The 24195-nt window shown below is 27.9% G+C and carries 26 protein-coding genes; 8 read left to right on the forward strand and 18 right to left on the reverse strand.

The genetic code is table 11. The features are described from left to right. Positions 1-180 precede the first annotated feature (180 nt). The 15 genes from ADFLV_RS02290 to ADFLV_RS02360 all read right to left on the reverse strand — a co-directional run bounded on the left by ADFLV_RS02290 (position 181) and on the right by ADFLV_RS02360 (position 15993). Positions 181-1701 carry an NADH-quinone oxidoreductase subunit N gene (locus ADFLV_RS02290; RefSeq protein WP_129010374.1) on the reverse strand — a complete coding sequence of 507 codons (1521 nt, stop codon included), beginning with the start codon at positions 1699-1701 and terminating at the stop codon, positions 181-183. After that, a complete protein-coding gene (locus ADFLV_RS02295; protein ID WP_129010375.1) occupies positions 1698-3185 on the reverse strand; it encodes a complex I subunit 4 family protein in 1488 nt (495 codons plus the stop codon). The genes ADFLV_RS02290 and ADFLV_RS02295 overlap by 4 nt, the downstream gene beginning before the upstream one ends. 1 nt (position 3186) lies before the next feature. Then, positions 3187-5073, reverse strand: coding sequence for an NADH-quinone oxidoreductase subunit L (gene nuoL / locus ADFLV_RS02300; protein WP_129010376.1), 1887 nt, complete (start codon positions 5071-5073; stop codon positions 3187-3189). Beyond that, positions 5070-5384, reverse strand: coding sequence for an NADH-quinone oxidoreductase subunit NuoK (nuoK, locus tag ADFLV_RS02305; protein ID WP_014473163.1), 315 nt, complete (start codon positions 5382-5384; stop codon positions 5070-5072). Before nuoK ends, nuoL begins: the two co-directional genes overlap by 4 nt. A gap of 2 nt (positions 5385-5386) precedes the next feature. Next, positions 5387-5908: an NADH-quinone oxidoreductase subunit J family protein gene (locus tag ADFLV_RS02310; RefSeq protein ID WP_014473164.1), complete on the reverse strand. Its 522-nt coding sequence runs from the start codon at positions 5906-5908 to the stop codon at positions 5387-5389. After that, a complete protein-coding gene (locus ADFLV_RS02315; RefSeq protein ID WP_129010377.1) occupies positions 5908-6408 on the reverse strand; it encodes a NuoI/complex I 23 kDa subunit family protein in 501 nt (166 codons plus the stop codon). Before ADFLV_RS02315 ends, ADFLV_RS02310 begins: the two co-directional genes overlap by 1 nt. A gap of 1 nt (position 6409) precedes the next feature. Then, entirely contained in the window at positions 6410-7684 is a 1275-nt protein-coding gene (locus tag ADFLV_RS02320; RefSeq protein ID WP_014473166.1) for a complex I subunit 1/NuoH family protein, read from the reverse strand. Continuing rightward, positions 7681-9117: an NADH-quinone oxidoreductase subunit G gene (locus tag ADFLV_RS02325; RefSeq protein ID WP_129010378.1), complete on the reverse strand. Its 1437-nt coding sequence runs from the start codon at positions 9115-9117 to the stop codon at positions 7681-7683. Before ADFLV_RS02325 ends, ADFLV_RS02320 begins: the two co-directional genes overlap by 4 nt. Positions 9118-9149: 32 nt before the next feature. Continuing rightward, positions 9150-10436, reverse strand: a complete 1287-nt coding sequence (locus ADFLV_RS02330; RefSeq protein WP_014473168.1) for a citrate synthase — start codon at positions 10434-10436, stop codon at positions 9150-9152. A 29-nt stretch (positions 10437-10465) separates the two neighbouring features. Then, the gene (nuoF, locus tag ADFLV_RS02335; protein WP_129010379.1) at positions 10466-11716 is read right to left on the reverse strand and encodes an NADH-quinone oxidoreductase subunit NuoF; all 1251 of its coding nucleotides are present in this window, start codon (positions 11714-11716) and stop codon (positions 10466-10468) included. Beyond that, positions 11706-12191 carry an NADH-quinone oxidoreductase subunit NuoE family protein gene (locus ADFLV_RS02340; RefSeq protein WP_129010380.1) on the reverse strand — a complete coding sequence of 162 codons (486 nt, stop codon included), beginning with the start codon at positions 12189-12191 and terminating at the stop codon, positions 11706-11708. The genes nuoF and ADFLV_RS02340 overlap by 11 nt, the downstream gene beginning before the upstream one ends. After that, complete coding sequence (locus ADFLV_RS02345) at positions 12191-13825, reverse strand: NADH-quinone oxidoreductase subunit D (protein WP_129010381.1); 1635 nt, start codon at positions 13823-13825, stop codon at positions 12191-12193. Before ADFLV_RS02345 ends, ADFLV_RS02340 begins: the two co-directional genes overlap by 1 nt. Then, complete coding sequence (locus ADFLV_RS02350) at positions 13818-14333, reverse strand: NADH-quinone oxidoreductase subunit B (protein WP_129010382.1); 516 nt, start codon at positions 14331-14333, stop codon at positions 13818-13820. The genes ADFLV_RS02345 and ADFLV_RS02350 overlap by 8 nt, the downstream gene beginning before the upstream one ends. Then, positions 14324-14686: an NADH-quinone oxidoreductase subunit A gene (locus ADFLV_RS02355; protein WP_129010383.1), complete on the reverse strand. Its 363-nt coding sequence runs from the start codon at positions 14684-14686 to the stop codon at positions 14324-14326. The genes ADFLV_RS02350 and ADFLV_RS02355 overlap by 10 nt, the downstream gene beginning before the upstream one ends. Before the next feature lie 134 nt (positions 14687-14820). Continuing rightward, positions 14821-15993, reverse strand: a complete 1173-nt coding sequence (locus tag ADFLV_RS02360) for a MalY/PatB family protein (protein ID WP_228712350.1) — start codon at positions 15991-15993, stop codon at positions 14821-14823. A gap of 90 nt (positions 15994-16083) precedes the next feature. Between ADFLV_RS02360 and ADFLV_RS02365 the strand changes: the two genes are divergently transcribed. Further along, positions 16084-17895 carry a menaquinone biosynthesis decarboxylase gene (locus ADFLV_RS02365; protein WP_129010384.1) on the forward strand — a complete coding sequence of 604 codons (1812 nt, stop codon included), beginning with the start codon at positions 16084-16086 and terminating at the stop codon, positions 17893-17895. Positions 17896-17921: 26 nt separating this feature from the next. Here the strand turns inward: ADFLV_RS02365 and ADFLV_RS02370 are convergent, their stop codons facing one another. Both ADFLV_RS02370 and ADFLV_RS02375 read right to left on the reverse strand, forming a co-directional pair. Next, complete coding sequence (locus ADFLV_RS02370; protein ID WP_014473176.1) at positions 17922-18392, reverse strand: threonine/serine exporter family protein; 471 nt, start codon at positions 18390-18392, stop codon at positions 17922-17924. Position 18393: 1 nt separating this feature from the next. Beyond that, a complete protein-coding gene (locus ADFLV_RS02375) occupies positions 18394-19167 on the reverse strand; it encodes a threonine/serine exporter family protein (RefSeq protein WP_014473177.1) in 774 nt (257 codons plus the stop codon). Between the two features lie 110 nt (positions 19168-19277). Here ADFLV_RS02375 and ADFLV_RS02380 point away from each other — a divergent pair, with 110 nt between their 5' ends. The 7 genes from ADFLV_RS02380 to ADFLV_RS02410 all read left to right on the forward strand — a co-directional run bounded on the left by ADFLV_RS02380 (position 19278) and on the right by ADFLV_RS02410 (position 22804). Then, on the forward strand, positions 19278-19607 hold the full coding sequence (locus ADFLV_RS02380) for a hypothetical protein (RefSeq protein ID WP_129010385.1): 330 nt from the start codon (positions 19278-19280) through the stop codon (positions 19605-19607). A 27-nt stretch (positions 19608-19634) separates the two neighbouring features. After that, entirely contained in the window at positions 19635-19886 is a 252-nt protein-coding gene (locus ADFLV_RS02385; RefSeq protein ID WP_129010386.1) for a DNA methyltransferase, read from the forward strand. Positions 19887-19888: 2 nt separating this feature from the next. After that, positions 19889-20587, forward strand: a complete 699-nt coding sequence (locus ADFLV_RS02390; protein WP_052759200.1) for an HNH endonuclease — start codon at positions 19889-19891, stop codon at positions 20585-20587. A gap of 4 nt (positions 20588-20591) precedes the next feature. Further along, the gene (locus ADFLV_RS02395; RefSeq protein ID WP_046994483.1) at positions 20592-20810 is read left to right on the forward strand and encodes a hypothetical protein; all 219 of its coding nucleotides are present in this window, start codon (positions 20592-20594) and stop codon (positions 20808-20810) included. A gap of 86 nt (positions 20811-20896) precedes the next feature. Then, on the forward strand, positions 20897-21523 hold the full coding sequence (locus ADFLV_RS02400; RefSeq protein ID WP_129010387.1) for a type III pantothenate kinase: 627 nt from the start codon (positions 20897-20899) through the stop codon (positions 21521-21523). Beyond that, positions 21501-22109 (forward strand): ATP phosphoribosyltransferase, encoded by a 609-nt coding sequence (hisG, locus tag ADFLV_RS02405; RefSeq protein ID WP_129010388.1) that lies wholly within the window; start codon positions 21501-21503, stop codon positions 22107-22109. The genes ADFLV_RS02400 and hisG overlap by 23 nt, the downstream gene beginning before the upstream one ends. Then, a complete protein-coding gene (locus tag ADFLV_RS02410; RefSeq protein WP_129010389.1) occupies positions 22109-22804 on the forward strand; it encodes a class I SAM-dependent DNA methyltransferase in 696 nt (231 codons plus the stop codon). Before hisG ends, ADFLV_RS02410 begins: the two co-directional genes overlap by 1 nt. A gap of 53 nt (positions 22805-22857) precedes the next feature. Here the strand turns inward: ADFLV_RS02410 and ADFLV_RS02415 are convergent, their stop codons facing one another. Further along, positions 22858-24195: a diguanylate cyclase gene (locus ADFLV_RS02415; protein ID WP_129010390.1), complete on the reverse strand. Its 1338-nt coding sequence runs from the start codon at positions 24193-24195 to the stop codon at positions 22858-22860.

Below are 24195 nucleotides of genomic sequence, written 5' to 3' on the forward strand. Positions count from 1 at the left end.
GAATAATAGCAAAATAATAGCTTAAATCTACTTCAATGATAATTATATTTTTGAAGTTTTTTTATAGAAAAGGGCATTTAATATAGAGTGAGTTACCCCTGAAAAGGGGATTTTATTTAGTTGTTTTTTTGTTTGAAAAATAGATTAATTATAAGTAGCCATGTTACATATTAACACAGTCTATTTTATAAATAAAGATTGAACAGATAATTGAGTTAAATTAATAATAGTGTCTATATTCATCACAGGTATAAAAAATACAATTGCTGAACCAATACCACCTAAAATAGTCAAGATTGCAACAAAAGCAATTGCATAAGTTGAAACTCTTTTATCATTAAATTCAATAGACACACACTCTTCTTTTGCTGGATAAAAATACATCATTGCAACAAGTTTGAAATAATAATATACAGAAACAATAGTTGCAATAATTGCAACTATTGTAAGCGTAGTATAACCTGCACTTATTGCTTCAGTGAATACATAAAACTTTCCAATAAATCCTATTGTTGAAGGAATTCCTGCAAGAGAAAATAAGAATATAGTCATCATAGCTGCTAAAAATGGTCTTTGTTTTGCTAAACCTTTAAAATCATCATAGGTAACTTTTACATTTGTTTCTGAAATAATATGCGAAGCTAATCCAAATGCTCCAAGAGCTGATAATAAATATGCAATTAAATAAAACATTATTGCATAAGCAGAAGCAAGATTTATTATATGCCCATCTTTATAACTTAAAGCAATAAAAGCAAGAAGTAAATAACCTGTATGAACAATAGAAGATGCAGCTAACATTCTTTTTACAATTTGTTGAGTAATTGCTAACCAAGTTCCAAATACAAGAGTTAAAATTATTATAACTGAAATTATGCCATCCCAGAAATCAACAATTGGTGCTATATATTCTAAAATCACTCTTAAGAAAAAAGAAAAAATTGCAATTTTAAATGTAGATGCCATATATGCAGTAATAATCATTGGTGCACCTCTATAAACATCTAATAACCAAGATTGGAAAGGAAACGCTGCAATTTTGAATAAAAAAGTAAATAAAATTAAAGTAAATCCAATATAAATTAAAACCATATCTTGAGAATTTGCATTTGTAATAAATGTTAAAATATCTGCTAAATTTGTGCTTGTTGTCGCTCCATAAATTAGAACTACTCCCAAGAGATAAAAAGCTCCAATAAATGAACCTAAAACTAAATATTTAAAAATTGCTTCAACTCTTTTTGCATCATCTGAATTGTATCCAACCATGATATAAACAGAAAAAGATGCAATTTCAAGTGCAATATATGCAGTAACTAATTCATTTGAGTGAGCTAATATCATCATTCCAAATAGTGCAAAAAGTAGAAGAGAAAAAAATTCCCCTTTAAAATAACTTCTATGTTGAAAATAATGCTCACCAATTAGTAAAGTTAATAATGTTCCCGCAATCAACATGATATTAAAAAAGTTTGAAAAACTATCAAAAGTTAAAACATTATTTAAAAAATGAGGATAAGGTTGAACTGAATATGAAGTAGTTATATTTACTAGCGTGAATCCTAATGCTATTATCAAGAAAAATGATGAAACAACAATAAAGTTTTTAACATTGAATCTTTTATACATACTCATAAACATAAGTACAATTGCCCCAACTAAAATAATAAGAGTTGGAATTAAATACAAAAATTGATTCATTTTGTTGCTCCAATATGTAAGATGTCATTTAAATAATGTGTTACTGTTGGTTCAAATTTATTTATAAAAATTTCTGGATAAAGACCCATTAAGAAAACTAAAATAACCCATGGAATTAAACCTATGATCTCTTTAATTTTTAAATCTCTCATAATAAGTTCTTTTGAACCTTCAGGTCTATCTTGTAAAATTGCTCTTTGAAACATCCATAACATATATGAAGCTCCAATAATAACCGTAAGTGCAGCAATATAACCTAATGAATGATTAAAATCGTAAATTCCAAAAATTATTAATAATTCAGAAACAAAACCATTTGTTCCAGGAAGTCCTATATTTGCAAATAACATTACAGCAAAAATAAAAGTAAAAATAGGAGCTTTTTTTGCAATTCCACCTAAATCTTTGATTGTTTTAAATCCAGTTTGTTCTTGTAATAATCCTACAAGTAAAAATAGAGCTCCTGTTGCAATTGCATGAGCAATTATTAAATATAAAGCTCCATTTATACCATAAGAATTTAGTGAAAAAATACCTGCTGATATAAAACTTAAGTGTGAAGCAGATGAGTATGCAAACATTCTTTTTATATCATCTTGCATTAGTGCAGCAATTCCAAAGTAAATAAGTCCAAATAATCCAATTGCTACAAACCAAGTTGAAAACTCAACATAAATATCTGGAAAAATTGGAATCATAAATCTAACTATTGCATAAACTCCAAGTTTAGCCATAATAGAAGATAGTAAGAAAACTGCACCAGTTGGAGCATTTTTATATGTTTCCATAATCCAAGTATGTAATGGAAAAATTGGGATTTTTATAGCAAATGCAGCTAAAAATGCTAAAAATAACCATACTTTAGTATTATAATCAATAGTTGTAATAGTCATCAACTTATCATAAGCAAAAGACCACGAACCAAACTCATTATGATATGAAACACCAAGATACAATATTGCAATAAACATAAGTAGTGATCCTACCATAGTATAAACAGTTACTTTTATTGTAGTAAATACTTTATTCCCAAATCCATATTGACCAATAAGTAAAAATACTGGTAAAAGCATAACTTCCCAAAAGAAATAAAATAAAACAACATCTAATGCTAGAACTGCTCCAGTTACTCCTGTTTGAACTAAAAGCATATTTATCCAATACCCCTTAGTCTTTCCTTCCCATAAAAGTAAATAAGATGTAGGAATAAGTATTGCAATCATCATTAAAATAGTAAGTGAAAAACCATCTAATCCTACATAATAATTTATCCCATAAGTTTCTATCCAAGGAACATTTGTTACAAATTGCATCCCTGAACTTGGTTCAAACTCTATATAAATTTTTAATACAAGGGCTAATATAACAGTTGTAGTTAAAAAAGCTATATTTCTAATTGTATTTATATCTCTTGTTGTTAGCATTAATCCAACAGCAACAACAGCAGGTAAAAATATAATAAATGAAAGTATATCTGCACTCATATTATAATCCTAAAGTAATATATAAATATACAAAAATGCAAGTCATTCCAACTAACATAAATGCTGCATAAAATCTAACATTTGCATTTTGTATCATGGCAACTTTTTTCCCTATGTTTATAAAAGTGATTGATGAATACATGATAAAAGCATCTATTATTTTTGTATCAACTATCTTATCAATAAAAGTAGATATAGCTTTTGTTGGCTGAACAAATAATGAGTCATAAATTTCATCAATATAAAATTTATTTCCTATAAATCCAGTTTCATTTTCAGGTTTAAATACGTCAAAATTTGAATATTTTGAATATGCTAGCATAATTCCTGTCATTGCAACTATCACAGAAATAGCCATCAAAACATATTCTGTCATATGATCTAGATGAATATGTTTTGAATTTAAATTTCCAAGCCAAGTATCAATAAAATGATTTCCACCTAAAACAGAAGGAAGGTTTAAAAAACCTGCACCAATTGCACCAATTGCTAAAATAAACAAAGGAAGAGTAATTGTTTTTGAAGTATAAATATAGTCACTACTATGATGATTTGGAGCAACAAAAACTATAAAATACATTCTAAACATATAAAATGCAGTTAAAAAGGCAGTAAACAGTGCAATAGCCCAAATTAAATATTGTCCTTCTTGAAAAGCTGCTGCTAAAATTGCATCTTTTGAGAAAAATCCAGAAAATGGAGGAATCCCTGAAATTGCAATGACACCAATCAAAAAAGTCATCCCAATAATTGGAAGATTTGCTCTATGTTGTGCAATTTTAAAAATATTTTGTTCATGATGAAGTGCTATTATAATTCCACCAGCTCCCATGAATAACATAGCTTTAAAGAAAGCATGTGTAAATACATGAAAAAGTCCTGTTGAATAAAATCCAAGTCCAACAGCAATAAACATATAACCTAATTGACTCATTGTTGAATATGCAAGAATTTTTTTAATATCAGTTTGTCTTGTTGCTATTATAGCTGCAAACAGTGCTGAAAATGCACCAATATAAGCTATAAATAAACCTATTTCTTCAATTCCTGAATATAAAAAATGGAATCTCGCAACCATATATACACCAGCAGTTACCATTGTTGCAGCATGGATTAAAGCTGAAATAGGAGTTGGTCCTGCCATTGCATCAGGAAGCCAAACATAAAGTGGAATTTGTGCTGATTTTCCCATTGCTCCAACAAAAAGTAAAAAACCTGAGATAATTAAAAGTTCTTTAGATACATTTTCTATATTCGCTTCAATTGTTCCAAATGATAAATCAATTTGACCTAAAGCAAAAAACAGAGTTACAACACCAAGTAAAAAACCAAAATCACCAATTCTATTTACTATAAATGCTTTATTTGCAGCAAGTACATTTTCTTTATTACCATAATAAAATTTAATTAATAGATATGAACAAACTCCAACGCCTTCCCAACCAATAAATAAAATTATTGGATTATCTGCAAGAACCAATATTAACATTGAAGCTAAAAATAGATTGAAATATGCAAAAAATTTACCAAACCCATCATCATTTTTCATATAACCTATTGCATAAATATGTATTAACCATCCAACAAAAGTTACAAACATAGACATAAATATAGAAAGATTGTCCCCTAAAAAACTCATTTCTATATTTAATTTATCAACACTAAGCCATGTAAAAATATGTTGTTTAAATATGATTTTTTCTTCTAACATTTGAAGAAATAGATTTAATGTTATTAGAAATGATATCAATGGTGTAATTGTCCCAATTAAGGCAAAATATATCTCAGATACTTTATGCTTTTTTATATGATAAAAATATAAAAAAGTATTTGCTAAAGCCCCCAACAATGGAGCTAAAATTATCCAAACTAATAAAGAGGTACTCATGATTTTTCCCCTTGTGACAGAGTTGTGAAAATATCTGTATCAAGAGATTTTCTTGATCTATATAATAAAATTATTACAGACAAAAATATAGCAGCTTCAGCAGCAGCAATAGATATAACCATAATTGTAATAATTTGAGGATCTAGATTAAAGTGATATCTTGCAAATGTAACTAAAAATAAGTTTATTCCATTTAACATCATTTCAATTGACATATAAATAACAAAAATATTTTTTCTTGAAATAACTCCAATTGCACCAATAGAAAACAACATCATTGATACAAATGCGTAAGAAGTTAGTGAAATCATACTTAATCCTCCTTGCTATTTAATTTAGATTTTCTTTTTTTAGCAAGAACTACTGAACCAATTAATGCAATTAAAAGTAAAATAGAGATTAATTCAAAAGAGATAATCCAATTATTATAAAGTTCTAATCCAACAGGTTTTATAGCTCCAAAATCACTATCACTAATTGATAAATCTTTTGAAGGAAGATTTGAAATTGCTTTTAAAACAAGAATGTTTAGAGGTATCATTATAGCAGTACCTAAAGCAATTAATTTATATTTATTTGGTTCATTTGGTAAATCTTCATCTTTAATATTTAAAAACATTAAAATAAAAAGAATTAGTGTCATAATAGCTCCTGCATAAACTATTATTTGAACTAAAAATAAAAAAGTTGCATTTAAAAGGGCAAACATCCCAGCAACACTAAGCATTGTAACTAATACACCAAGTGCACTGTACATTGGACTTTTATAAACTATCATAGCAATAGCGCCTGTTATTGCAAAAAATGCTAAGGCAATAAAAATTAAATCAGCCATTATTTCAAATCCTTTGCTCTTTCATTAGCCATTAAAGCTTTTTTATCTAAAACAAAATCTTCTCTTTTAGAACCTGTAAATGAAAAAATTCCTGTATCCATTCTAATTGCATCGCAAGGACAAGCTTCAACACAATATCCACAAAATACACACTCTAATAAATCAATTTTAAACTCTTTTGGTCTTTTTTCATTGTGTTCATCAAATCTCTCTTCTGCTTCAATAAAAATACATTCAGCAGGACATGCAGTTGCACACATATAACAAGCAACACATTTTTCTGTTCCATCATCAAATTTTGTGAGTCTATGAACACCTCTATATCTTTCGTTTAAATCAGTTGGTTGAACTTCTGGATATTGCATAGTTTTTAAATTATCAATATCACTTAAATTTTTTATGAAATGTTTGAAAGTTGTTTTCATCCCTCCTGCAATAGCAGGTAAGTATAATTTATCTTTAAATGATTTTCCATATCTTGGTACTACTTTTATTGCCATCTTATTTTCCTACCACAACTATAATCGCAGTAACTACGATATTTAAAAGAGCTAATGGAATTAAAACTTTCCACCCTAACATCTGTAATTGGTCATATCTGAATCTTAAAACTGTCCATCTTACCCAAATATAAACAAATGCCATCATAAAAAACTTGATTAAAAATGTTCCTACTTGAATTACAGCAGTTGTAATATTTACACCATTTGTTCCAAGTCCTGTAATTAAAAAAGAGATTAAAAGAGCGATTAAAACAAAACAAATAGACCAAAATGCAACCGTTAAAATTTTTGTCTCTTTTTCTCTACTTTTATTTTCACCTATTGCTTTATTGTTTTTTTTCATCCATCTTGTGAAGAAGAATATTTTTAATGGAAGAATTATTATGATTGCTAGGATAACATAATTTATATTACTTTGAATAGCTTGTGTATCTAACCAAGGGATTTGATATCCTCCAAAAAATAGAGTTACAATTAAAGCACTTGATGCACTCATTGCTGCATATTCACCAACTTGAAAAAGACCAAATTTCATTGCACTATATTCAGTATGATATCCTGCAACTAATTCTGATTCTCCTTCTGCTAAGTCAAAAGGCGCTCTATTTGTTTCTGCAAAAGAACAAACAATAAAAATTATTGCAGCAAGTGGTTGTACAAAAATTCCCCACATTGGAATAAAACCAAGATAAGTTCCACTTTGAGCATTTACCATATCAGTTAGATGAATTGAACCATAAGAAATAATCATAGAAATAATTGCAAGTCCCATAGCTGCTTCATATGAAATAACTTGAGCACTGGCTCTAATTGAACCTAAAAGTCCATATTTATTTCCTGATGAGTAACCTCCAAGAATTATTCCATAAACACTAAGTCCTGCAAATGCAATAAACCACATAATTCCAAGTTGATTTGGAATTGCTTGCATGATATTTTCTTTTCCATCTATAACTAAAACATCAGCAAAAGGAATAACTGCAAAAGTTAAAAAAGAACATAAAAATACAATTACAGGAGCAACTGTAAAGAAAAACTTGTATCTAATATGTGAAGGGGTAAAATCCTCTTTAAAAACAAGTTTTAGCATATCTGCAAAACTTTGAATTAATCCACCTAATCTAAAAGGTCCAATATTACATCTATTTGGACCACTTCTATCTTGCATAAGTCCTGAGACTCTTCTCTCCCACCAAACAAATAAAGGAGTTAATCCAACAGCTAATAATACAGCTATTACAATGTTTACTATAATTATAATTGTGCTACTCATAGAGTTCCTTTTTCAATCATAGATTTTAAATTTTCTATTATTGTTGTTATAGTTTTCATTGGATTATTTTTATTCATTTTTGAAATAACTTTTTGTTTAATTCCATCACAATTTGTATAAGTTCCAGATTTTTCATAAAAAGAAGCTACAGGAACAGCAATATTTGAATAACCAATAGTAAGACATAAATGACTAAAAAAAGAGATAATTTTTTTATTTTCTAATAATTTTATATTATTCTCAAAATAATCATTTTCAATTATAAACACTAAAGAAGCATTTTTTAAACTATCTTCAAAAAATTCTTTTGTTTCATCAATTTCAAGTTCTTTAAAAGAAGCTCTATTTGAAGTTTTATCATTTTGTCTTAGATAATTATCAGCAAAATTTTCATCAAATGTATTTGGTGAATATCCTGATAAATTTATATTTAATTTTCTTGCTAAATTTTTTACATTTAACATCTCTTCATAAGAAAGATTTGGACTTAATACCATTAGGATATTTTTATTTGTAGTTAATTCTTTAAAAATATTTGCAATTGTATTATTTATATCTGTTTCATTTTTATTTACTAAAGGAATCTCAAATCTATTATCATTCTCTTTTGAGTAAGATAATCTTCCTTCATCACACATAAACCAACCATTTATTGCTCTATTTACTCTTGGTCTAAATCTAAAAATTTGGTCATCTTTGTATTTTTCTTTTCTATGATCAACAAAAATATTACAACCCTTTGAACAACCATTACAAATGGCATCAAAAGTTTCTAAAAACCAAACTCTTTGTTTAAATCTAAAATCTTTATTCGTTAAAGCACCAACAGGGCATAAATCAATAACATTCATGGCATAAGGATTATTTAAAGGTCGCCCAGGAAAAATTCCAATAACTGAATGATCAGCTCGACTTATAACACCTAATTCATTAGTTTTTGTAATATCTGAACAAAATCTAACACATCTTGTACAAAGTACACATCTTTCTTGGTCTAGCATTACATTAGAACCAATATCAACTCTTTTTCTTGCATGATTTTTAGAATTTACATTTATTCTTGATTCATAAAATCCAGATTCCATGTAATAATCTTGTAATTTACATTCTCCAGCTTGGTCGCAAGTTGGACAATCAATAGGATGATTGATAAGTTCAAGTTCAAGAATTTCTCGTCTTACTTTCTCGATATTCTCACCTTTTGTTCTTATAATCATCCCATCTTTTATAGGAGTATCACAAGCAATTTGAGGTCTTTTTTGACCTTCAATTTCAACCATACACATTCTACAATTTCCATCTTTGCCCAATGCTTGATGATAACAAAAGTGAGGGATATGAACATTTTCATCCAGTAATTTATCAATCAACAAGCTACCTTTTGTAGCTTGCATTTCTACGCCATTGATTGTAATATTAACTATCTCTGCCATATATATCCCTTTCACCTTAAGTTTATTTTTTCTTAGTTACCTGTATATAACTGTCTTGGTCTTGCAATTTTATGTTTTGGATCTTGTTTCAATTCAGACCATTGTGATAACCATCCTGGAGTTCTTCCAATAACGAAGATTGGAGTAAACATTTCAACAGGAATTTTAAGAGCAGTTAAAATTACACCTGAATAGAAGTCAATATTTGGATATAATCCTCTTTCTTTGAAGTAATCATCTTTTAATGCAGCTTCTTCAACAGCAGCAGCAACATCTAATAATTTAGAATCAAGATTTAATTCTTCTCTTAATTTATCTTGTAATCCTTTTAATGTTTCAGCTCTTGGATCTCTATTTTTATAAACTCTATGTCCGAATCCCATTAATCTAAATGGATCATTTTTATCTTTAGCTTTTGCAATATATGTTGGAACATTTTTAACATCACCGATTAATTTTAACTGATCCATAACTTTTTCATTTGCTCCACCATGAGCACTTCCCCATAATGCAGAAATACCAGAAGCAATAGCAACATAAGGGTGAGCTTCAGTTGAACCAACATTTCTAACTGTTGTTGTAGAAGCATTTTGTTCGTGGTCAGCATGTAAAGTAAAGATTGCATCAAGTGCATCAATTTCAACTTGTCTGATTTCTTGATTTTTACCATCACCTAAATATTTCATTCTTCCACCTGGATATGCTCTTAACATATATAAGAAGTTTTCAGTAAAATATTTATTTACATCTGGATAAATTAATGGAGTACCAATAGAATTTCTATATGCCATTGCTGCAATTGTAGGCATTTTAGCTAAGATTCTTCTTCTCATCATTTTAAATTGTTCTTCATCTTCTAAATGTAAGTGATCTTTATAAAATGCTGCTAATGCCATAGTAGCTGCTCCCATCGTTGCCATTGGGTGAGCACCATCTGGTAAAGCATCGAATAATCTTATAATTCCTTCATTTAAAAATGATCTATGTCTGATTTCTAAATCAAAGTTTTTAGAAGCTTCAGGAGTTGGAAGTTTTCCTCTCATTAATAAATAAGAAACATCTAAGAAAGAGTGTTTTCCTGCTAAATCAGCAATATCATATCCTCTATATCTTAACTCAGAGTTTTCACCATCAATAAATGTGATTTTTGATTCACAAGAAGCAGTTGAAGTATAACCAGGGTCATAAGTAAACATTCCCGAATCTTTATAAAATGTAGAAATATCTACAACACTTGGTCCTCTTGTACCATCAATAATATTATACTCATATGACTTACCATTTCTATTGTCTGTTAATGTCATTGTGTTTTTTGCCATAATTACTTTTCTCCTATAATAAATTAAATTTAGTTTTTTAAATATGTTTTAAATTCTTCTGGGAATTTTTTAACAATACTTGAAATAATATCTTTTACTGCTGGTGCAAAAACACAAATCGTTTTTCCATTCATAGTATTACATACATCAAGTATAGTTTCTAAATCCCCAGTTGAACCATCACCACTTAAGATTTTTTTTAAAATCTTATCAATCCAACCTGTCCCTTCTCTACAAGGGGTACACTGACCGCAAGACTCATGGTGATAAAATTCAATAATATTTTTCGCTACATCAACCATTGATGTATCTTCATCAATAACTATCATTCCTCCTGTACCTAAAGTTGAACCAATATCCCACATTGACTCATAGTCCAATACTGCCTTTTCTACTTCAGAAGCGGTTAGTATTGGACAAGATGAACCTCCAGGAATAATTGCTTTTAATTTTTTCCCTTCTTTCATTCCACCACCAAGAATGTTAAAAAAATCTATCATTTTATTTCCATATGCCATTTCATAAACGCCTGGATTATTTACAGGTCCTGAGATTGCAAATAGCATTGTTCCTGGTGATTTTTCTGTTCCATATTTTGTATAACCTTCAAAGCCATTTTCTACAATATTTGGAACACTTGCAATTGTTTCTACATTATTAACAGTTGCAGGATTATCAAAGAACCATTCACACTCTTTTCCATGTGGTTTAAGTCTTGGATGTCCTCGTTTTCCCTCAAGTGATTCAATAAGCGCAGATTTTTCACCACAAATATATGCACCACCACCTCTATGAACTGTAATATCAAGTTTAAAATCATATTTATTCATGATTTTATCTCCAATTATTCCAGCTTCATAAGCTTCTTTTATAGCTTCATTTACTCTATCTATAAAAAATTTATATTCACCTCTTATATAAATATAAGCATTATGTGCACTTATTGCATAACAACTACAAATAATCCCCTCAATTAATAGATGTGGATCATATTGGAAAATTTGTCTATCTTTAAAAGTTCCAGGTTCACTCTCATCACCATTAACTATTAAATATCTAGGACGTTCATCAACTGGCGGCATTAGCTCCCATTTAGGTCCACAAGCAGCTCCACCACCACCTTTTCCTCTAAGTCCTGATTTTACAACTTCTTGTGTAACATCATTTGGGCTCATTGAAAATAATTTATCAATTGATGTATATCTTCCATTCACAAGAGCAACTTCTAATTTATGAGAATTCGGAATATCGAAATTTTTACTTACAATTTTAGTTATCATTTCTACACTCCTTTATAAGTTCATCAACTTTCTCTTTAGTTAATTTTTCGTGATACTCTCCATTTAATGCAAACATAGGTGCTCCACCACAAGCTCCTAGACATTCAACTTCAGTTAGTGTGAATAATCCATCGTCACTTGTTTGACCAGCATCTATTCCTATAGTTTCTTTTATATGTTTTTTTAATTCACGGCTACCACATAACATACAAGAGACAGTTTTGCAAAGTTCAATATGATATTTTCCTACTGGTTTTAAGTTAAACATTGTATAAAAAGTTGCAACTTCATATACTTGAATAGGAGTTTTACCAATTTTTTCTGCCACATAAATCATAGCTTCAGGACTTACCCATCCAATTTGTTCTTGAACTAACCAAAGTGCTGGTAACATACATGAATCAATTTTTGGATATCTTGATACATATTCTTGAAATTTTATTTCATTTTCAGGTGTGTATTCAAATGTATTCATTATCTATCAAACTCTCCTGCAATAAAATTCATACTTGCCATTGTTACAACTGCATCTGCAAGCATCCCACCTTCAACTATTTTAGAATAACTTGCAAGTGAATAAAAACATGGTGGTCTACATTTAACTTTATAAGGTCTTCCACTTCCATCACTAACTATAAAAAATCCTAATTCTCCATTTGCAGCTTCAGTTGAAGAATAGTATTCACCTTTTGGTACATGAATTCCTTCAAATGTAAGTTTAAATTGATTCATTAAACCTTCAATATTTCCATAAACATCTTTTTTTGAAGGAAGTAATACTCCTGGAGCATAAATATTTATATCTCCATCTGGAAGATTTTTCATAGCTTGTCTTATGATTCTCATTGATTGTATCATCTCTTCAAATCTACACATCATTCTGTCATAAACATCCCCATGGCTTCCAATTACCATATCAAAATCAAAGTTTTCATAACCATAATATGGTTTGTCTTTTCTTAAATCATATGCAACACCAGCTGCTCTTAAATTAGGACCAGTTATTCCATTTTTTAAAGCAAAATTACCTTTTATAACACCCACATCTTGTGTTCTATCATGGAAAATTTTATTGTGTGCTATCAAAGATAAAGCATCATCAATTGCTGTTTCAACTGATTTTAAAACTTCTTGCAAATCAGAGCTAAATCCATCATATAAATCAAATTCTAATCCACCAATTCTTGTATAAGTATTAGTTAGTCTTGCTCCTGTTAATTTTGATAGCAGATCATAAGCTTTATCTCTTGGAGTAAATAAATACCAAAAGTTTGTAAGTCCACCTAAATCAACCATATTTGCAGCATTACAAACAAGATGATCGATAATTCTACTTAATTCTCCAATAATAACTCTTATCATTTTTGCTCTTGGAGTTATTTCTATATTTAACATCTCTTCAACAGCTTTTGCATAACCAATATTATTTAAAATAGCACTACAGTAATTTAATCTATCTGTATATGGAATAATTTGAGAATAAGTGTGATTTTCACAAGATTTTTCAAATCCTCTATGTAAATATCCAATTTCTGTAACACAAGTTGTAATAGTTTCACCTTCAAGTGCTACAAAGTTTCTAATTGTTCCGTGACTTGCAGGGTGAGATGGTCCAACATTTAAAAGCATTAAATCTTTTATCTCTTCGTCACTATAACCTTTAGATTTTAGTTTAGGAAGCATTTCATCCATCAAATCTTCAGTTTGTGTACAAATTTGTCCTTTTGTAGTTTCATAATCTTTTCTTAAAGGATGCCCAACAAATTGATGATGATTTAAAACTCTTTTTAAATTAGGATGACCAACAAATTTTATTCCATATTGGTCATATGTTTCTCTTTCTGCCCAATTTGCAGATTCATATAAATCACAAATTGAATCTATCTCTAAAGTATTATCATCAACAAAAGATTTAATAGAAATTTGTTTTTTAAAAGTTGAATCTCTTAATATATAAACTACAGCAAATCTAGAAGGTGTAATATCTGGATATTTTGAATAATCTACAGCAGTAATATCGAGTAAAATAGTGTAGTTTTCATCATTTTTAAGTTTAGAAATAGTCGATTTTAAATCTTTAGAATCGATTAACATATCACAATTAAACATCTAAAAATCCTTTATAATCTTTGACTCTATCTTTTAAAATTGATTCATCTTTTGCTTTTTCTTGAATTCTCATAATCGCATCAAGAACTGCTTCAGGACGCGGTGGACAGCCTGCAATGTACTCATCAACTGGAATTATTTGATCAATTCCTTGAACTGTTGTATAGTTGTCATAAAATCCACCACTACAAGCACATGCACCCATAGAAATAACCCATTTTGGTTCGCACATTTGTTCATAGATTTTTTTTAAAATAGGGGCTTGTTTATATGAAATTGTTCCTGCAACTATCAGTAAATCTGCTTGTCTTGGAGAAAATCTTACAACTTCAGCTCCAAATCTTGATAAGTCATATTTAGCTCCTGCAACTGCCATGAATTCAATTCCACAACAAGCAGTTCCAAATGCCATAGGCCATAAAGAATACGATCTTCCCCAATTTATTGCGTGATCAAGTCTAGTCGTAACTATGCTATCACCTAGTTTTGATTCAACTCCTAATCCCATAATAAAGCCTTTTTCTTATAAATATAAATTAATCCAGCGAACAACAATCCCATAAATATAAACATCTTAATTAAGCCATAATAACCTAATTCAACGACATTTACAGCCCAAGGAAACATAAATACTATTTCAACATCAAATAATAAAAAGGAAATAGCAACTAAATAAAACTTCACAGAAAATCTGATATTTGTATTTCCAATAGGATTAGAAATACCACTTTCATAAACAGAGTTTTTTAATTGTGAATTTTCATTCTTTGGTCCAATAAATTTAGTCAAAACAAAAACTAAAGATAAAATAACACCAATAGCAACAAAAATTACAGAAGCTAATATTAATTGTGTTGACATATTATTTTCCTAATTATTAATATTATGAAATGATTGTACACTTTTTTTTCATACATAATAAAGTTTTTACCCTAATTCTAAATTATTATAAAATATAGTGAGAAAAAAGGTAATACTTTATTTAACTAAAATTTTTAGAACTCATAAGAAAGCTGTTTTAGGGCTATCTCTAGAGTTTTTTTACTTAATGCAGTATTAAGTCTAAAATATTTGCTACCATTGCTACCAAAAGAAACACCATCATTTAGGGCAATTTTGCATTTTGTGAGTAAAATATCTTTTATTTCATCGTGAGAAAGTCCTGTTTTAGAAAAATCTAACCATAAAAGATATGTTGCTTCAGGAATAAAAAAATCAATTTTTGAATTTATATTTTTTAAATAATCTTTTGTAAATAAAATATTATTCATGATATATTTTTTTAATTCTTTAACAAATACTGAACCATTTTCATAGGCTGCTTTTGTTGAAACATAACCAAAAAAGTTTATTGAATTTATCTCTCTTTTAATTGCGATTTTTTTAAATTTATTTAAAATTTCTTCATTTTTACTTATTGCATATGCACAATTTAAACCTGCGATATTAAAAGTTTTTCCAGGACTATTAAGTGTAATTGTTTGATTTGCTATCTCTTTTGAAATAGATGCAATAGGAGTAAACTTTTTAAAAGTGATATCACTATGAATCTCATCTGAAACTATAATGATGTTATGTTTTATACAAATGTTTGCTAATTTTTCGAGTTCTTCTTTACTCCAAACACGACCAACTGGATTATGAGGAGAACAAAGTGCTAAAATTTTTGTTTTAGAAGTTATTTTCTTTTCTAAATCTTCTAAATCCATAGTGTAATAGTTATTTTCATCTTTTTTTAGTTCATTTACAACTACAATTCTACCATTTACTGTAACGCATTTAAAAAGTGGTGGATAAATTGGAGTTTGAACTATAACTTCATCACCAATTTCACTAAATGCTTCAATACAAGCACTATAAGCTGGAACTACTCCATTTATCATAAAAATATCTTTTTGTTCAATTTGCCAATCATGTTCATTTTTTTGCCAATTGATAATTGAAGCATAAAGTTCAGATGTATCAACACTATAACCATATAAAGAGTTAGAAGCTGCTTTTATAATTGCATCATTTATAAATGATGGAGTTTTAAAATCCATATCAGCTACCCAAAGTGGATTTAAATCCTCATAACCAAAATATTTTTTTAAACCATCATATTTCGCACAATTTGTATTTTTTCTATTTATCTCTTCATCAAAATTATATTCAATATTATTAAGCATACTTAAAACCTCTATTATAAACTATATTTTATGGATAAAATGATATAAGATTTCAACTTAATTAACTGATGAATTAGATTTGAGGGAAAAATGAAAGAAGCTATTGAACTATTAAAAAAAAATAATTTGCTAAGAGTTATCGATGATGAATTAGATATATATTTAGAAATTCCACATATTGCTTATATTGAAGTAAAAAAAGAGGATTCTAAAGCTTTATTATTTACAAATGTTGTAGATAAAAAAAATAATAAAAAATTTGATATACCAGTTTTGATGAATGTTTTTTGTAATGAAAAAGCTGTAAGACTTTTTATTGGAGATGGAGATAAAATTGGAGCTGAAATAGAAGGGCTTTTAAAAATGAAGCCACCAACAACTTTTAGCGAAAAATTATCTACTTTTGGAAAATTATTTGCACTTAAAAACACAATTCCTAAAAAATTAAAAGGGAAAGGTGAGTGTCAACAAGTAATAAAACTTGGAAGTGATGCAAAACTTTCTGATTTACCAATTCTTACAACTTGGGAACAAGACGGAGGTCCTTTTATTACAATGGGGCAAGTGTACACGACTTCTTTAAATGGTGAATTAAAAAACCTTGGAATGTATAGACTTCAAGTTTATGATGACCAAACTTTAGGAATGCATTGGCAAATTCATAAAGACTCAAATCATTTCTTCCATGAGTATAAAAAAGCTGGTAAAAAAATGCCAGTATCAATTGGAATAGGAGGTGATCCTATGTATATTTGGTGCGGGCAAGCTCCGCTTCCAATAGGAATTTTTGAACTTATGCTTTATGGTTTTGTAAAAAATAAAAATGCCCAACTTGTAAAATCAATTACAAATGATATTTATGTTCCAAAAGATAATGATTTTATTATCGAAGGTTTTGTTGATCCTTCAAAAATGAGAATTGAAGGACCATTTGGAGACCATACTGGATATTATACACTTGAAGAAGAGTATCCATTTATGCAAGTTTCGGCAATTACAAGTAAGAAAAATCCTACATATTTAGCAACTGTTGTTGGTAAACCACCACTTGAAGATAAATATATGGGATTTGCAACTGAAAGAATCTTCTTACCATTATTAAAAACAACGGCTCCTGATTTAATAGATTATTATATGCCTGAAAATGGTGTTTTCCATAATCTAATTGTTGCAAAAATTAAAACACTTTATCCTGGACATGCTTCTCAAATGATGCATGCATTTTGGGGAGTAGGGCAAATGAGTTTTGTTAAACATGCGATTTTTGTAAATGAAGATGCACCTGAACTGACTTCACATGAAGAGATTTCAAAATATATTTTAAATAGAATAAATGTTGAAGATATGTTAGTTTCAAAAGGTGTAGTTGATGCACTTGACCATTCATCTCCAAAATTTGCAGTTGGTGGAAAATTAGGACTTGATTGTACTGGTGATGAAGTTGCTGAACTTGGAATTACACTTTTAGAAGATGATGAATTACTTCAAAAAATGCAAAATATTTCAAATGAAGTAAAAGCTTTAAAACAATATTTCAAAGATACAAAAAATCCAATTTGCGTAATTAGTGTAGAAAAAACTAGAAATCAAAAATATCTTTTTGAAGAGTTAAAACCACTTTTTGAACATATTAAAATTTTAATAATAGTTGATAGTGCAAAAAATGATGTAACTAATTCTTATATGTTAGTTTGGAGAGTTTGTAATAATATCGATTCAAATAGAGATTTATTTATTGATGGTCATACAATGTGTTTAGATGCAACTGACAAAAATGCTCATGATAATTTTAAACGAAGATGGCCTGATGATGTTGATTGTACAAAAGAGGTTATTGAGTCATTAAGAGAGAGAAAGATTATTGATATAAGTGATGAGTTTATAAAAAAATTCTATTTATAAAAAGGTAAAGAGAGATTTTCTCTTTACTAAATAATTGGTCTATTTAATCTCATAAAATATAAAGATGGTAATGCTAAACCAAAACTAATAGCTCCTAAAATAGAAACTGCTTTTAACCCATTATTAATAAAAATATCTATTAATTCAGTTGTAACTCCATGACTATTCATATCAACTAAACTAATCATCGCTGCAAATGCATAAGTTCCAGGAATCATGGGAATAATTGAAGCAACAGTATAAACAGGTCTTGGTATTAGATATTTTCTTGACCATCTAAGAGCAACAATTCCTATAAAAGTTGAAGCTAAAAAAGTTGATATTTCAATTCCTAAACCTAAGTGTAAAAACATTGTTCTTGCTATATAAGTAATTGCTCCACCAAATGCACAATAAACCAAAGTATGTTTTGGTACATTAAAAACCATGGCAAAACCAACAGCAGCAACACTTGCAAATATAGATTCAATGAGCATTTTTACTATTATTTCTGTCATTTTACCAACCTTTCATATTTAAAATAGCCATAGCAATGATTATTCCAATTGAAGTTGCAATTGTAAGCAGTACTCCATCCATCCAACGTCCCCAACCCATCATCAAATAACCTTTTAAAGAGTCTAAAAATGAGTTAACAAAGGCAAATCCAGGAGCAAGCAATAATACACTTGATGCTAGTGCTATATTAGGAGTTGCACTAACTCCACTTATTTGGGAAAGACTTGCAATCATAGTTGCTACAAAGGCTGTAACTCCAAAAGTGATAATTAAAACAAATTTTCTTTTTGCTAATTCTTGTCTTACAAACATCGCTGTACTTGAAGCCAAAAATGTTATAAAAAAAGCACTTGTATCACTACCTTGTAAATATGCAAATGAAGCACAAGCACATCCTACCATAAAAACTACGAGCCATCTATTATAATATTTAGGTTTGAAATTTTTCAAAATTTCATCAAGATATTCTACATCATGTTCATATTTTTCTATATCAATTATAATTTTTTGAATTTCACAAACTATTGACATATTTATTGGTTTATGATGAACTCTTCTTGTTGTTGTAACTGATTGATTATTATGTAAAGTTGTTAATACGATGGCTGAAGGAATTAATGAAATTTCAACAGAATCAACTCCCAAAGCTTTACCTAATCTTTGAGCTCCTTGTTCTATCAAAATAGATTCTGCTCCAAATTCGCTCATTAAAACAGCAGCTTTTATGATACCTCTTGTGATAATTGTTTGTTCTTGATAACTTAAGTTGTTCATTTTCTCTTTGATGTTTATAAATTTGTTATTATTATAGCTAATTCATATGTCAAAATTGTGATAATTTAAAAGAGTTTATTGGATATAATCTATACGATAAAGGAAAGATATTGAAAGAACTAACAACATACTATACAAATAAAAATATACTTTTTAAAGAGATTAAACAAATTTTTCCAAAAGAATTAGATTCAAGAAAAAAAATAGATATTTATAGTGCAACTACTATTGATTCTAAATTTTATGCTATTTTTATAGTAGATTCAAAAAGTAGATTTATTAGAAAAAATGCTGATGATTTAATGGAATTATGTGAGAAATTAGCAACTTTTTTAGGACATAATTTTAAGAAAAGAGAGTTACTAATAAGTAGTCCACTTTGTTCAAAAGCAAAAGAGTATTTAAAACAAAATGATTGGAGTGTTAGAGTTGATTATTAATTAAAATTAGAATGAGAGGAATAATTTATGAAATATAATGATTTAGATTTAAAAAACTGGCAAGAGTTAGAAATAAACACAGATTCTCTTTGGATAATAAATCAAAGAGATAAAAGTGGAAAACATAAAAATGTATATCACGGAAATTTTATTCCTCAAATTCCAAATCAATTAATCAATCGTTGTACAAAAAAAAATGATGTGATACTTGAACCTTTTATGGGAAGTGGAACTACACTTTTTGAATGTGAAAAATTAAATCGTAAATATATAGGATAAGAATGGAGAAAAATATTGTGTATAAAGATTTGACATATTCAGAAGCTATTGAAAAAGTTATATTTGATAATGGTGGTTACGCATCATTAAAATATATTTATGAAAATATTGAAAAATACCGTAAAAAAACTGGATTAACTCCTGATAATACAATTCAAGAAAGAGTTCAAAGAGATAATAGATTCACAAGAATTGCAAAAGGTGTTTATGCTTTGACTGATTTTGTAAATACATTAGAAAATAATAATGATAAATATATCGAATTTAGTGAAAATGAAGTTGTTCTAAAACCAATTAAAAAAATAGAAACAGAAAAAACTATTAGTCAAAAAATTAGAATTGGTCAAAATGATTTTAGACAGGCTTTGTTAAAAAGTTTGAAAAAATGTCCGATTACCCATTTAGATGAAAAAAGATTATTAATTGCAAGTCATATTAAACCTTGGGTTTATTGTGATAATAATGAGAGACTTGATATAAATAATGGATTTTTACTATCACCTTTATTTGACAAACTTTTTGATAAAAGTGTTGGTCTTATCACTTTTACATCAGAAAAAGAAATTTTAATATCAAATAAATTGAGTAAAGAGAATATTAAAAGATTAGGTATTAAACATAGACAAATTATAAATGATTTACCACTTAATGGTAGAGAAGAGTTTTTAGAATATCATAGAAAATATATTTTTCAAGGCTAAGAAAATGAAAACATTTAAGTATTTACTAGAAGTTGAAATTGCTATTGATGAAAAAAATATTAATGAAAAATACCCAAATTATAAATGGAATTTTGATTCAATAGAACAATTTGCTGATTCATTAGTTCTAGAGGAAAGTTATGAAGGCGATACTGATATGTCAAAAGATGGTTTAGCGCGATGGGGATATAGTATTACAAAAAAAAGAACTAAAATATTATGAAACAATATTATATAAATTGAGAGGATAACACAAATGAGCACTCCTTATAGAATAGAATATAATAGAAAAAGATTAAAGGTAAAGCATTGATTTTATGTGATATAGGAAATACAACTTTCCACTTTTTGATAAATGGAAAACATAAAAAATATTTTTTAGATGAAAAAGTTCCAAAGTTTGATGATAAAATCTATTTTATATCTGTAAATGAAAAAGCTACAAAAAAATTACTTAAAAAAAATTCAAAAGCAAAAGATATAAAAGAACTTTTGAAATTTGATACTTCTTATCAAGGTTTAGGAATAGATAGGGCGGTTGCTTGTAGTTTTCAAGATAATTGTGTGATTGTTGATGCAGGAAGTGCAATAACAGTTGATATTATAGAAAATGGTCAACATCAGGGTGGATTTATAATGTTAGGTTTACAAAGATTTATAAAAACTTATCCAAAAATATCAAAAAAATTAAAGTTTGATTTTGAAAAAAATGTAAATTTAGATAAAATACCGCTTCGCACGATTGATGCTATACAATATGCTATGCTAAAATCTATCATTTTACCAATCAAAGAAGTAAGTTTAAATAAAAATATAATATTTACTGGTGGTGATGGAGAGTTTTTAAGTAAATATTTTGAGAATAGTACATATAAAAAAGATTTAATATTTGAGAATATGAAAAGGATAATTGATGCTAACAATTGCATTGCCTAAAGGAAGAATTGCTGAGGAGACTCTTGATAAATTTGAAAAAGCTTTTGGTGAAAAGTTTGTTTTTGAAGATAGAAAACTAATACTAAAAAAAACAGGTTTTACTTTTTTAAATGTAAGAAATCAAGATGTACCAACTTATGTAATGCATGGAGCAGCTGATTTAGGCGTTGTTGGACTTGATGTTTTAGAAGAAAAAGAGTATGACCTAATCAAACTTTTGGATTTGGAACTTGGAAAGTGTAAAGTTGCTTTTGGACTTAGACGTGGTGAAAAACTAAATTTTGACAAAAGTAAAATTACAATTGCTACAAAACATGAAAAAATTGCTAAAAAATATTTTGAACAAAAAGCTATGGCAGTTGAGATTATCAAACTTTATGGTTCTATTGAACTTGCACCTTTAGTTGGACTTTGTGATTGTATTGTTGATATTGTTGAAACTGGTGAAACAATGAAACAAAATGGGCTTGAAGTAGGACCAACAATCATGGAAAGTAGCGCACATTTAATTGCAAATAAAAACTCATTTTATGCAAAAAAAGATTTAATCTTAGATTTAAAAGAAAGAATAGAAGTACACTTATAATGGGATTGGATTTATACGCAAAAATTGAACCTTTTTTAGATTTTGAAGAAGAGGTTTATACTTTACACAAAGAGTTTTTACGATTTGTGATGACTAATGATTTAGACAATATTATTGATATTGGTTGTGGTCAAGGATATTTCCTAGAAAACCTAAGAGTAAATAAAAAAAAGTATTTTGGAATTGATTTAAGTGTTGAGCAAATCAAAGTTTGCCAATCTAAAGGCTTAAATGCACAAGCAGTTGCTTTAAAAGATGTAAAAGAAAAATTTGATTGTGCAACAGCTATATTTGATGTCTTAAATTATATTCCAAAAGAAGAGTTGAAAACTTTTTTAAAAGAAACAAATGAAGTTTTAAATCAAGGTGCTTATTTTATCTTTGATGTAAATTCATATTTTGGTTTTGATGAGGTTGCTCAAGGAACTATAACTATTGACTTTGAAGATAAATTTATTGCAATTGATGCAAATTTTGAAGATGAAAAACTTCAAACTGATATTACACTTTTTGAAGAACAAGAAAATGGACTTTTTACAAAAGAACAAGATTCAATAATCCAAGAATATCACTCTAAAGAATTATTAACAAATGTTCTTGAAGAAATTGATTTTGAAGTAGTAGAGATAAAAGAGTTCAATCTTCACACAGATGAAATCGCTGATAAATTGATTTTTATTTGTAGAAAAAAGTAATTTAATATAAATTTTTGACAAAAATAGAGTTATAAAAAAATCTTTTATAACTCTTATCCTATTTCGACTCTATTTCTACCTGCATTTTTGGCTTTATATAAAGCAGTGTCAACTCTTTTAAATAAAGTATCTTTATCCTCATTTTTTTGGAATTGTGTAACACCAATAGAACAAGTTATATGTTTAACTTCATCAAATTTGTGTTTTTCAATTGTTGCTCTTAATTTTTGTGCAACCAAAAAAGCTTGTTCAACATTTGTTTGTGGAAGCATAAGTATAAACTCTTCTCCTCCCCAACGAGCAACAATATCTGTATCTCTTGAACAAATTGTCAATATTTTACTAACTTCTTGTAAAATATTATCTCCAACTAAATGACCATAATAATCATTTACATTTTTAAAGTAATCAATATCCACAAGTAATAATGACAAATATTCTTCTTTATATCTATTTGCTTTTGAAATTTCATACTCTAAAAAAGTATTAAATTTTCTTCTATTATAAAGTTTTGTTAAAAAATCAAATGAAGCTTTTTCTTCTAACATTGAAGCTTTTGAAAGTAATTCTTCATTCATTTTAGAAATTCTATTACCTTCTTCTTTTATAAAATCTATCCATTTATTATAAATTATTCTCAATAACTCTTTTTGAGTTAAAATACCTGTTATCTCTTCTTCCTCATTTGTAACAACAATTCTTTTAAAATGTTTATCTCTAATAAAATCAATTGCTTCTGCAATTGTAGAATTTTCACTTAATGTATAAACAGGTTTACTCATATATAAATTTATAGGTTTATGTAAATTAGAGTTTTTATGAATCAAATTTATAAAATCTTTAGTAGTAAAAATTCCAATAGGTTTATGGTCATCATCAATTATGATAATAGAATCACTATTATTATCTTTCATCATTTTTATTGCTTGAATTGTTGATGTATTCTCATAGGTTGTTGTTGCTTTGTATTGTAAAATCAAAGTTGCAATAGTCTGTTTTTTCATCAAAATTTTAGGGTCGATATTATTTATAATATCAGTGTATGATAGTATTCCAATTAACTCATCATTTTCAACTATAACCATATATTTATCAGTTGTTTCAACTTCATTTAAAACATTTAAAATATTTAAATCTTTTTTTAAAATTTTTGCTTTTGTAAGTTTTAAGTCTTTTAATAAAATTTCTTCATCAATATTATCAAGTTTATAATTTATTAAATCAGAAATAGTAAGTAAATAAAAGTTTTTATGGTTAACAGGAGTATTTTCAATAACAACTATATTTCTAAGATTTGAAGAAGCCATTTTATTTATGGCTTCTTTGAGAGGTTTTGTTATTTCTATTGATAAAATAGATTTAACAGCAATTTCTTCAATAGTTGGCATCAT

This window comes from Arcobacter defluvii, assembly GCF_013201725.1.
Lineage (GTDB): Bacteria > Campylobacterota > Campylobacteria > Campylobacterales > Arcobacteraceae > Aliarcobacter > Aliarcobacter defluvii.

Bases quoted from the DNA above. Each gene is read 5' to 3' on its own strand.
- ADFLV_RS02290 (WP_129010374.1), bottom strand. From the start codon at position 1,701: ATGAATCAATTTTTGTATTTAATTCCAACTCTTATTATTTTAGTTGGG.
- ADFLV_RS02295 (WP_129010375.1), bottom strand. From the start codon at position 3,185: ATGAGTGCAGATATACTTTCATTTATTATATTTTTACCTGCTGTTGTT.
- nuoL (WP_129010376.1), bottom strand. From the start codon at position 5,073: ATGAGTACCTCTTTATTAGTTTGGATAATTTTAGCTCCATTGTTGGGG.
- nuoK (WP_014473163.1), bottom strand. From the start codon at position 5,384: ATGATTTCACTAACTTCTTACGCATTTGTATCAATGATGTTGTTTTCT.
- ADFLV_RS02310 (WP_014473164.1), bottom strand. From the start codon at position 5,908: ATGGCTGATTTAATTTTTATTGCCTTAGCATTTTTTGCAATAACAGGC.
- ADFLV_RS02315 (WP_129010377.1), bottom strand. From the start codon at position 6,408: ATGGCAATAAAAGTAGTACCAAGATATGGAAAATCATTTAAAGATAAA.
- ADFLV_RS02320 (WP_014473166.1), bottom strand. From the start codon at position 7,684: ATGAGTAGCACAATTATAATTATAGTAAACATTGTAATAGCTGTATTA.
- ADFLV_RS02325 (WP_129010378.1), bottom strand. From the start codon at position 9,117: ATGGCAGAGATAGTTAATATTACAATCAATGGCGTAGAAATGCAAGCT.
- ADFLV_RS02330 (WP_014473168.1), bottom strand. From the start codon at position 10,436: ATGGCAAAAAACACAATGACATTAACAGACAATAGAAATGGTAAGTCA.
- nuoF (WP_129010379.1), bottom strand. From the start codon at position 11,716: ATGATAACTAAAATTGTAAGTAAAAATTTCGATATTCCGAATTCTCAT.
- ADFLV_RS02340 (WP_129010380.1), bottom strand. From the start codon at position 12,191: ATGAATACATTTGAATACACACCTGAAAATGAAATAAAATTTCAAGAA.
- ADFLV_RS02345 (WP_129010381.1), bottom strand. From the start codon at position 13,825: ATGTTTAATTGTGATATGTTAATCGATTCTAAAGATTTAAAATCGACT.
- ADFLV_RS02350 (WP_129010382.1), bottom strand. From the start codon at position 14,333: ATGGGATTAGGAGTTGAATCAAAACTAGGTGATAGCATAGTTACGACT.
- ADFLV_RS02355 (WP_129010383.1), bottom strand. From the start codon at position 14,686: ATGTCAACACAATTAATATTAGCTTCTGTAATTTTTGTTGCTATTGGT.
- ADFLV_RS02360 (WP_228712350.1), bottom strand. From the start codon at position 15,993: ATGCTTAATAATATTGAATATAATTTTGATGAAGAGATAAATAGAAAA.
- ADFLV_RS02365 (WP_129010384.1), top strand. From the start codon at position 16,084: ATGAAAGAAGCTATTGAACTATTAAAAAAAAATAATTTGCTAAGAGTT.
- ADFLV_RS02370 (WP_014473176.1), bottom strand. From the start codon at position 18,392: ATGACAGAAATAATAGTAAAAATGCTCATTGAATCTATATTTGCAAGT.
- ADFLV_RS02375 (WP_014473177.1), bottom strand. From the start codon at position 19,167: ATGAACAACTTAAGTTATCAAGAACAAACAATTATCACAAGAGGTATC.
- ADFLV_RS02385 (WP_129010386.1), top strand. From the start codon at position 19,635: ATGAAATATAATGATTTAGATTTAAAAAACTGGCAAGAGTTAGAAATA.
- ADFLV_RS02390 (WP_052759200.1), top strand. From the start codon at position 19,889: ATGGAGAAAAATATTGTGTATAAAGATTTGACATATTCAGAAGCTATT.
- ADFLV_RS02395 (WP_046994483.1), top strand. From the start codon at position 20,592: ATGAAAACATTTAAGTATTTACTAGAAGTTGAAATTGCTATTGATGAA.
- hisG (WP_129010388.1), top strand. From the start codon at position 21,501: ATGCTAACAATTGCATTGCCTAAAGGAAGAATTGCTGAGGAGACTCTT.
- ADFLV_RS02410 (WP_129010389.1), top strand. From the start codon at position 22,109: ATGGGATTGGATTTATACGCAAAAATTGAACCTTTTTTAGATTTTGAA.
- ADFLV_RS02415 (WP_129010390.1), bottom strand. From the start codon at position 24,195: ATGATGCCAACTATTGAAGAAATTGCTGTTAAATCTATTTTATCAATA.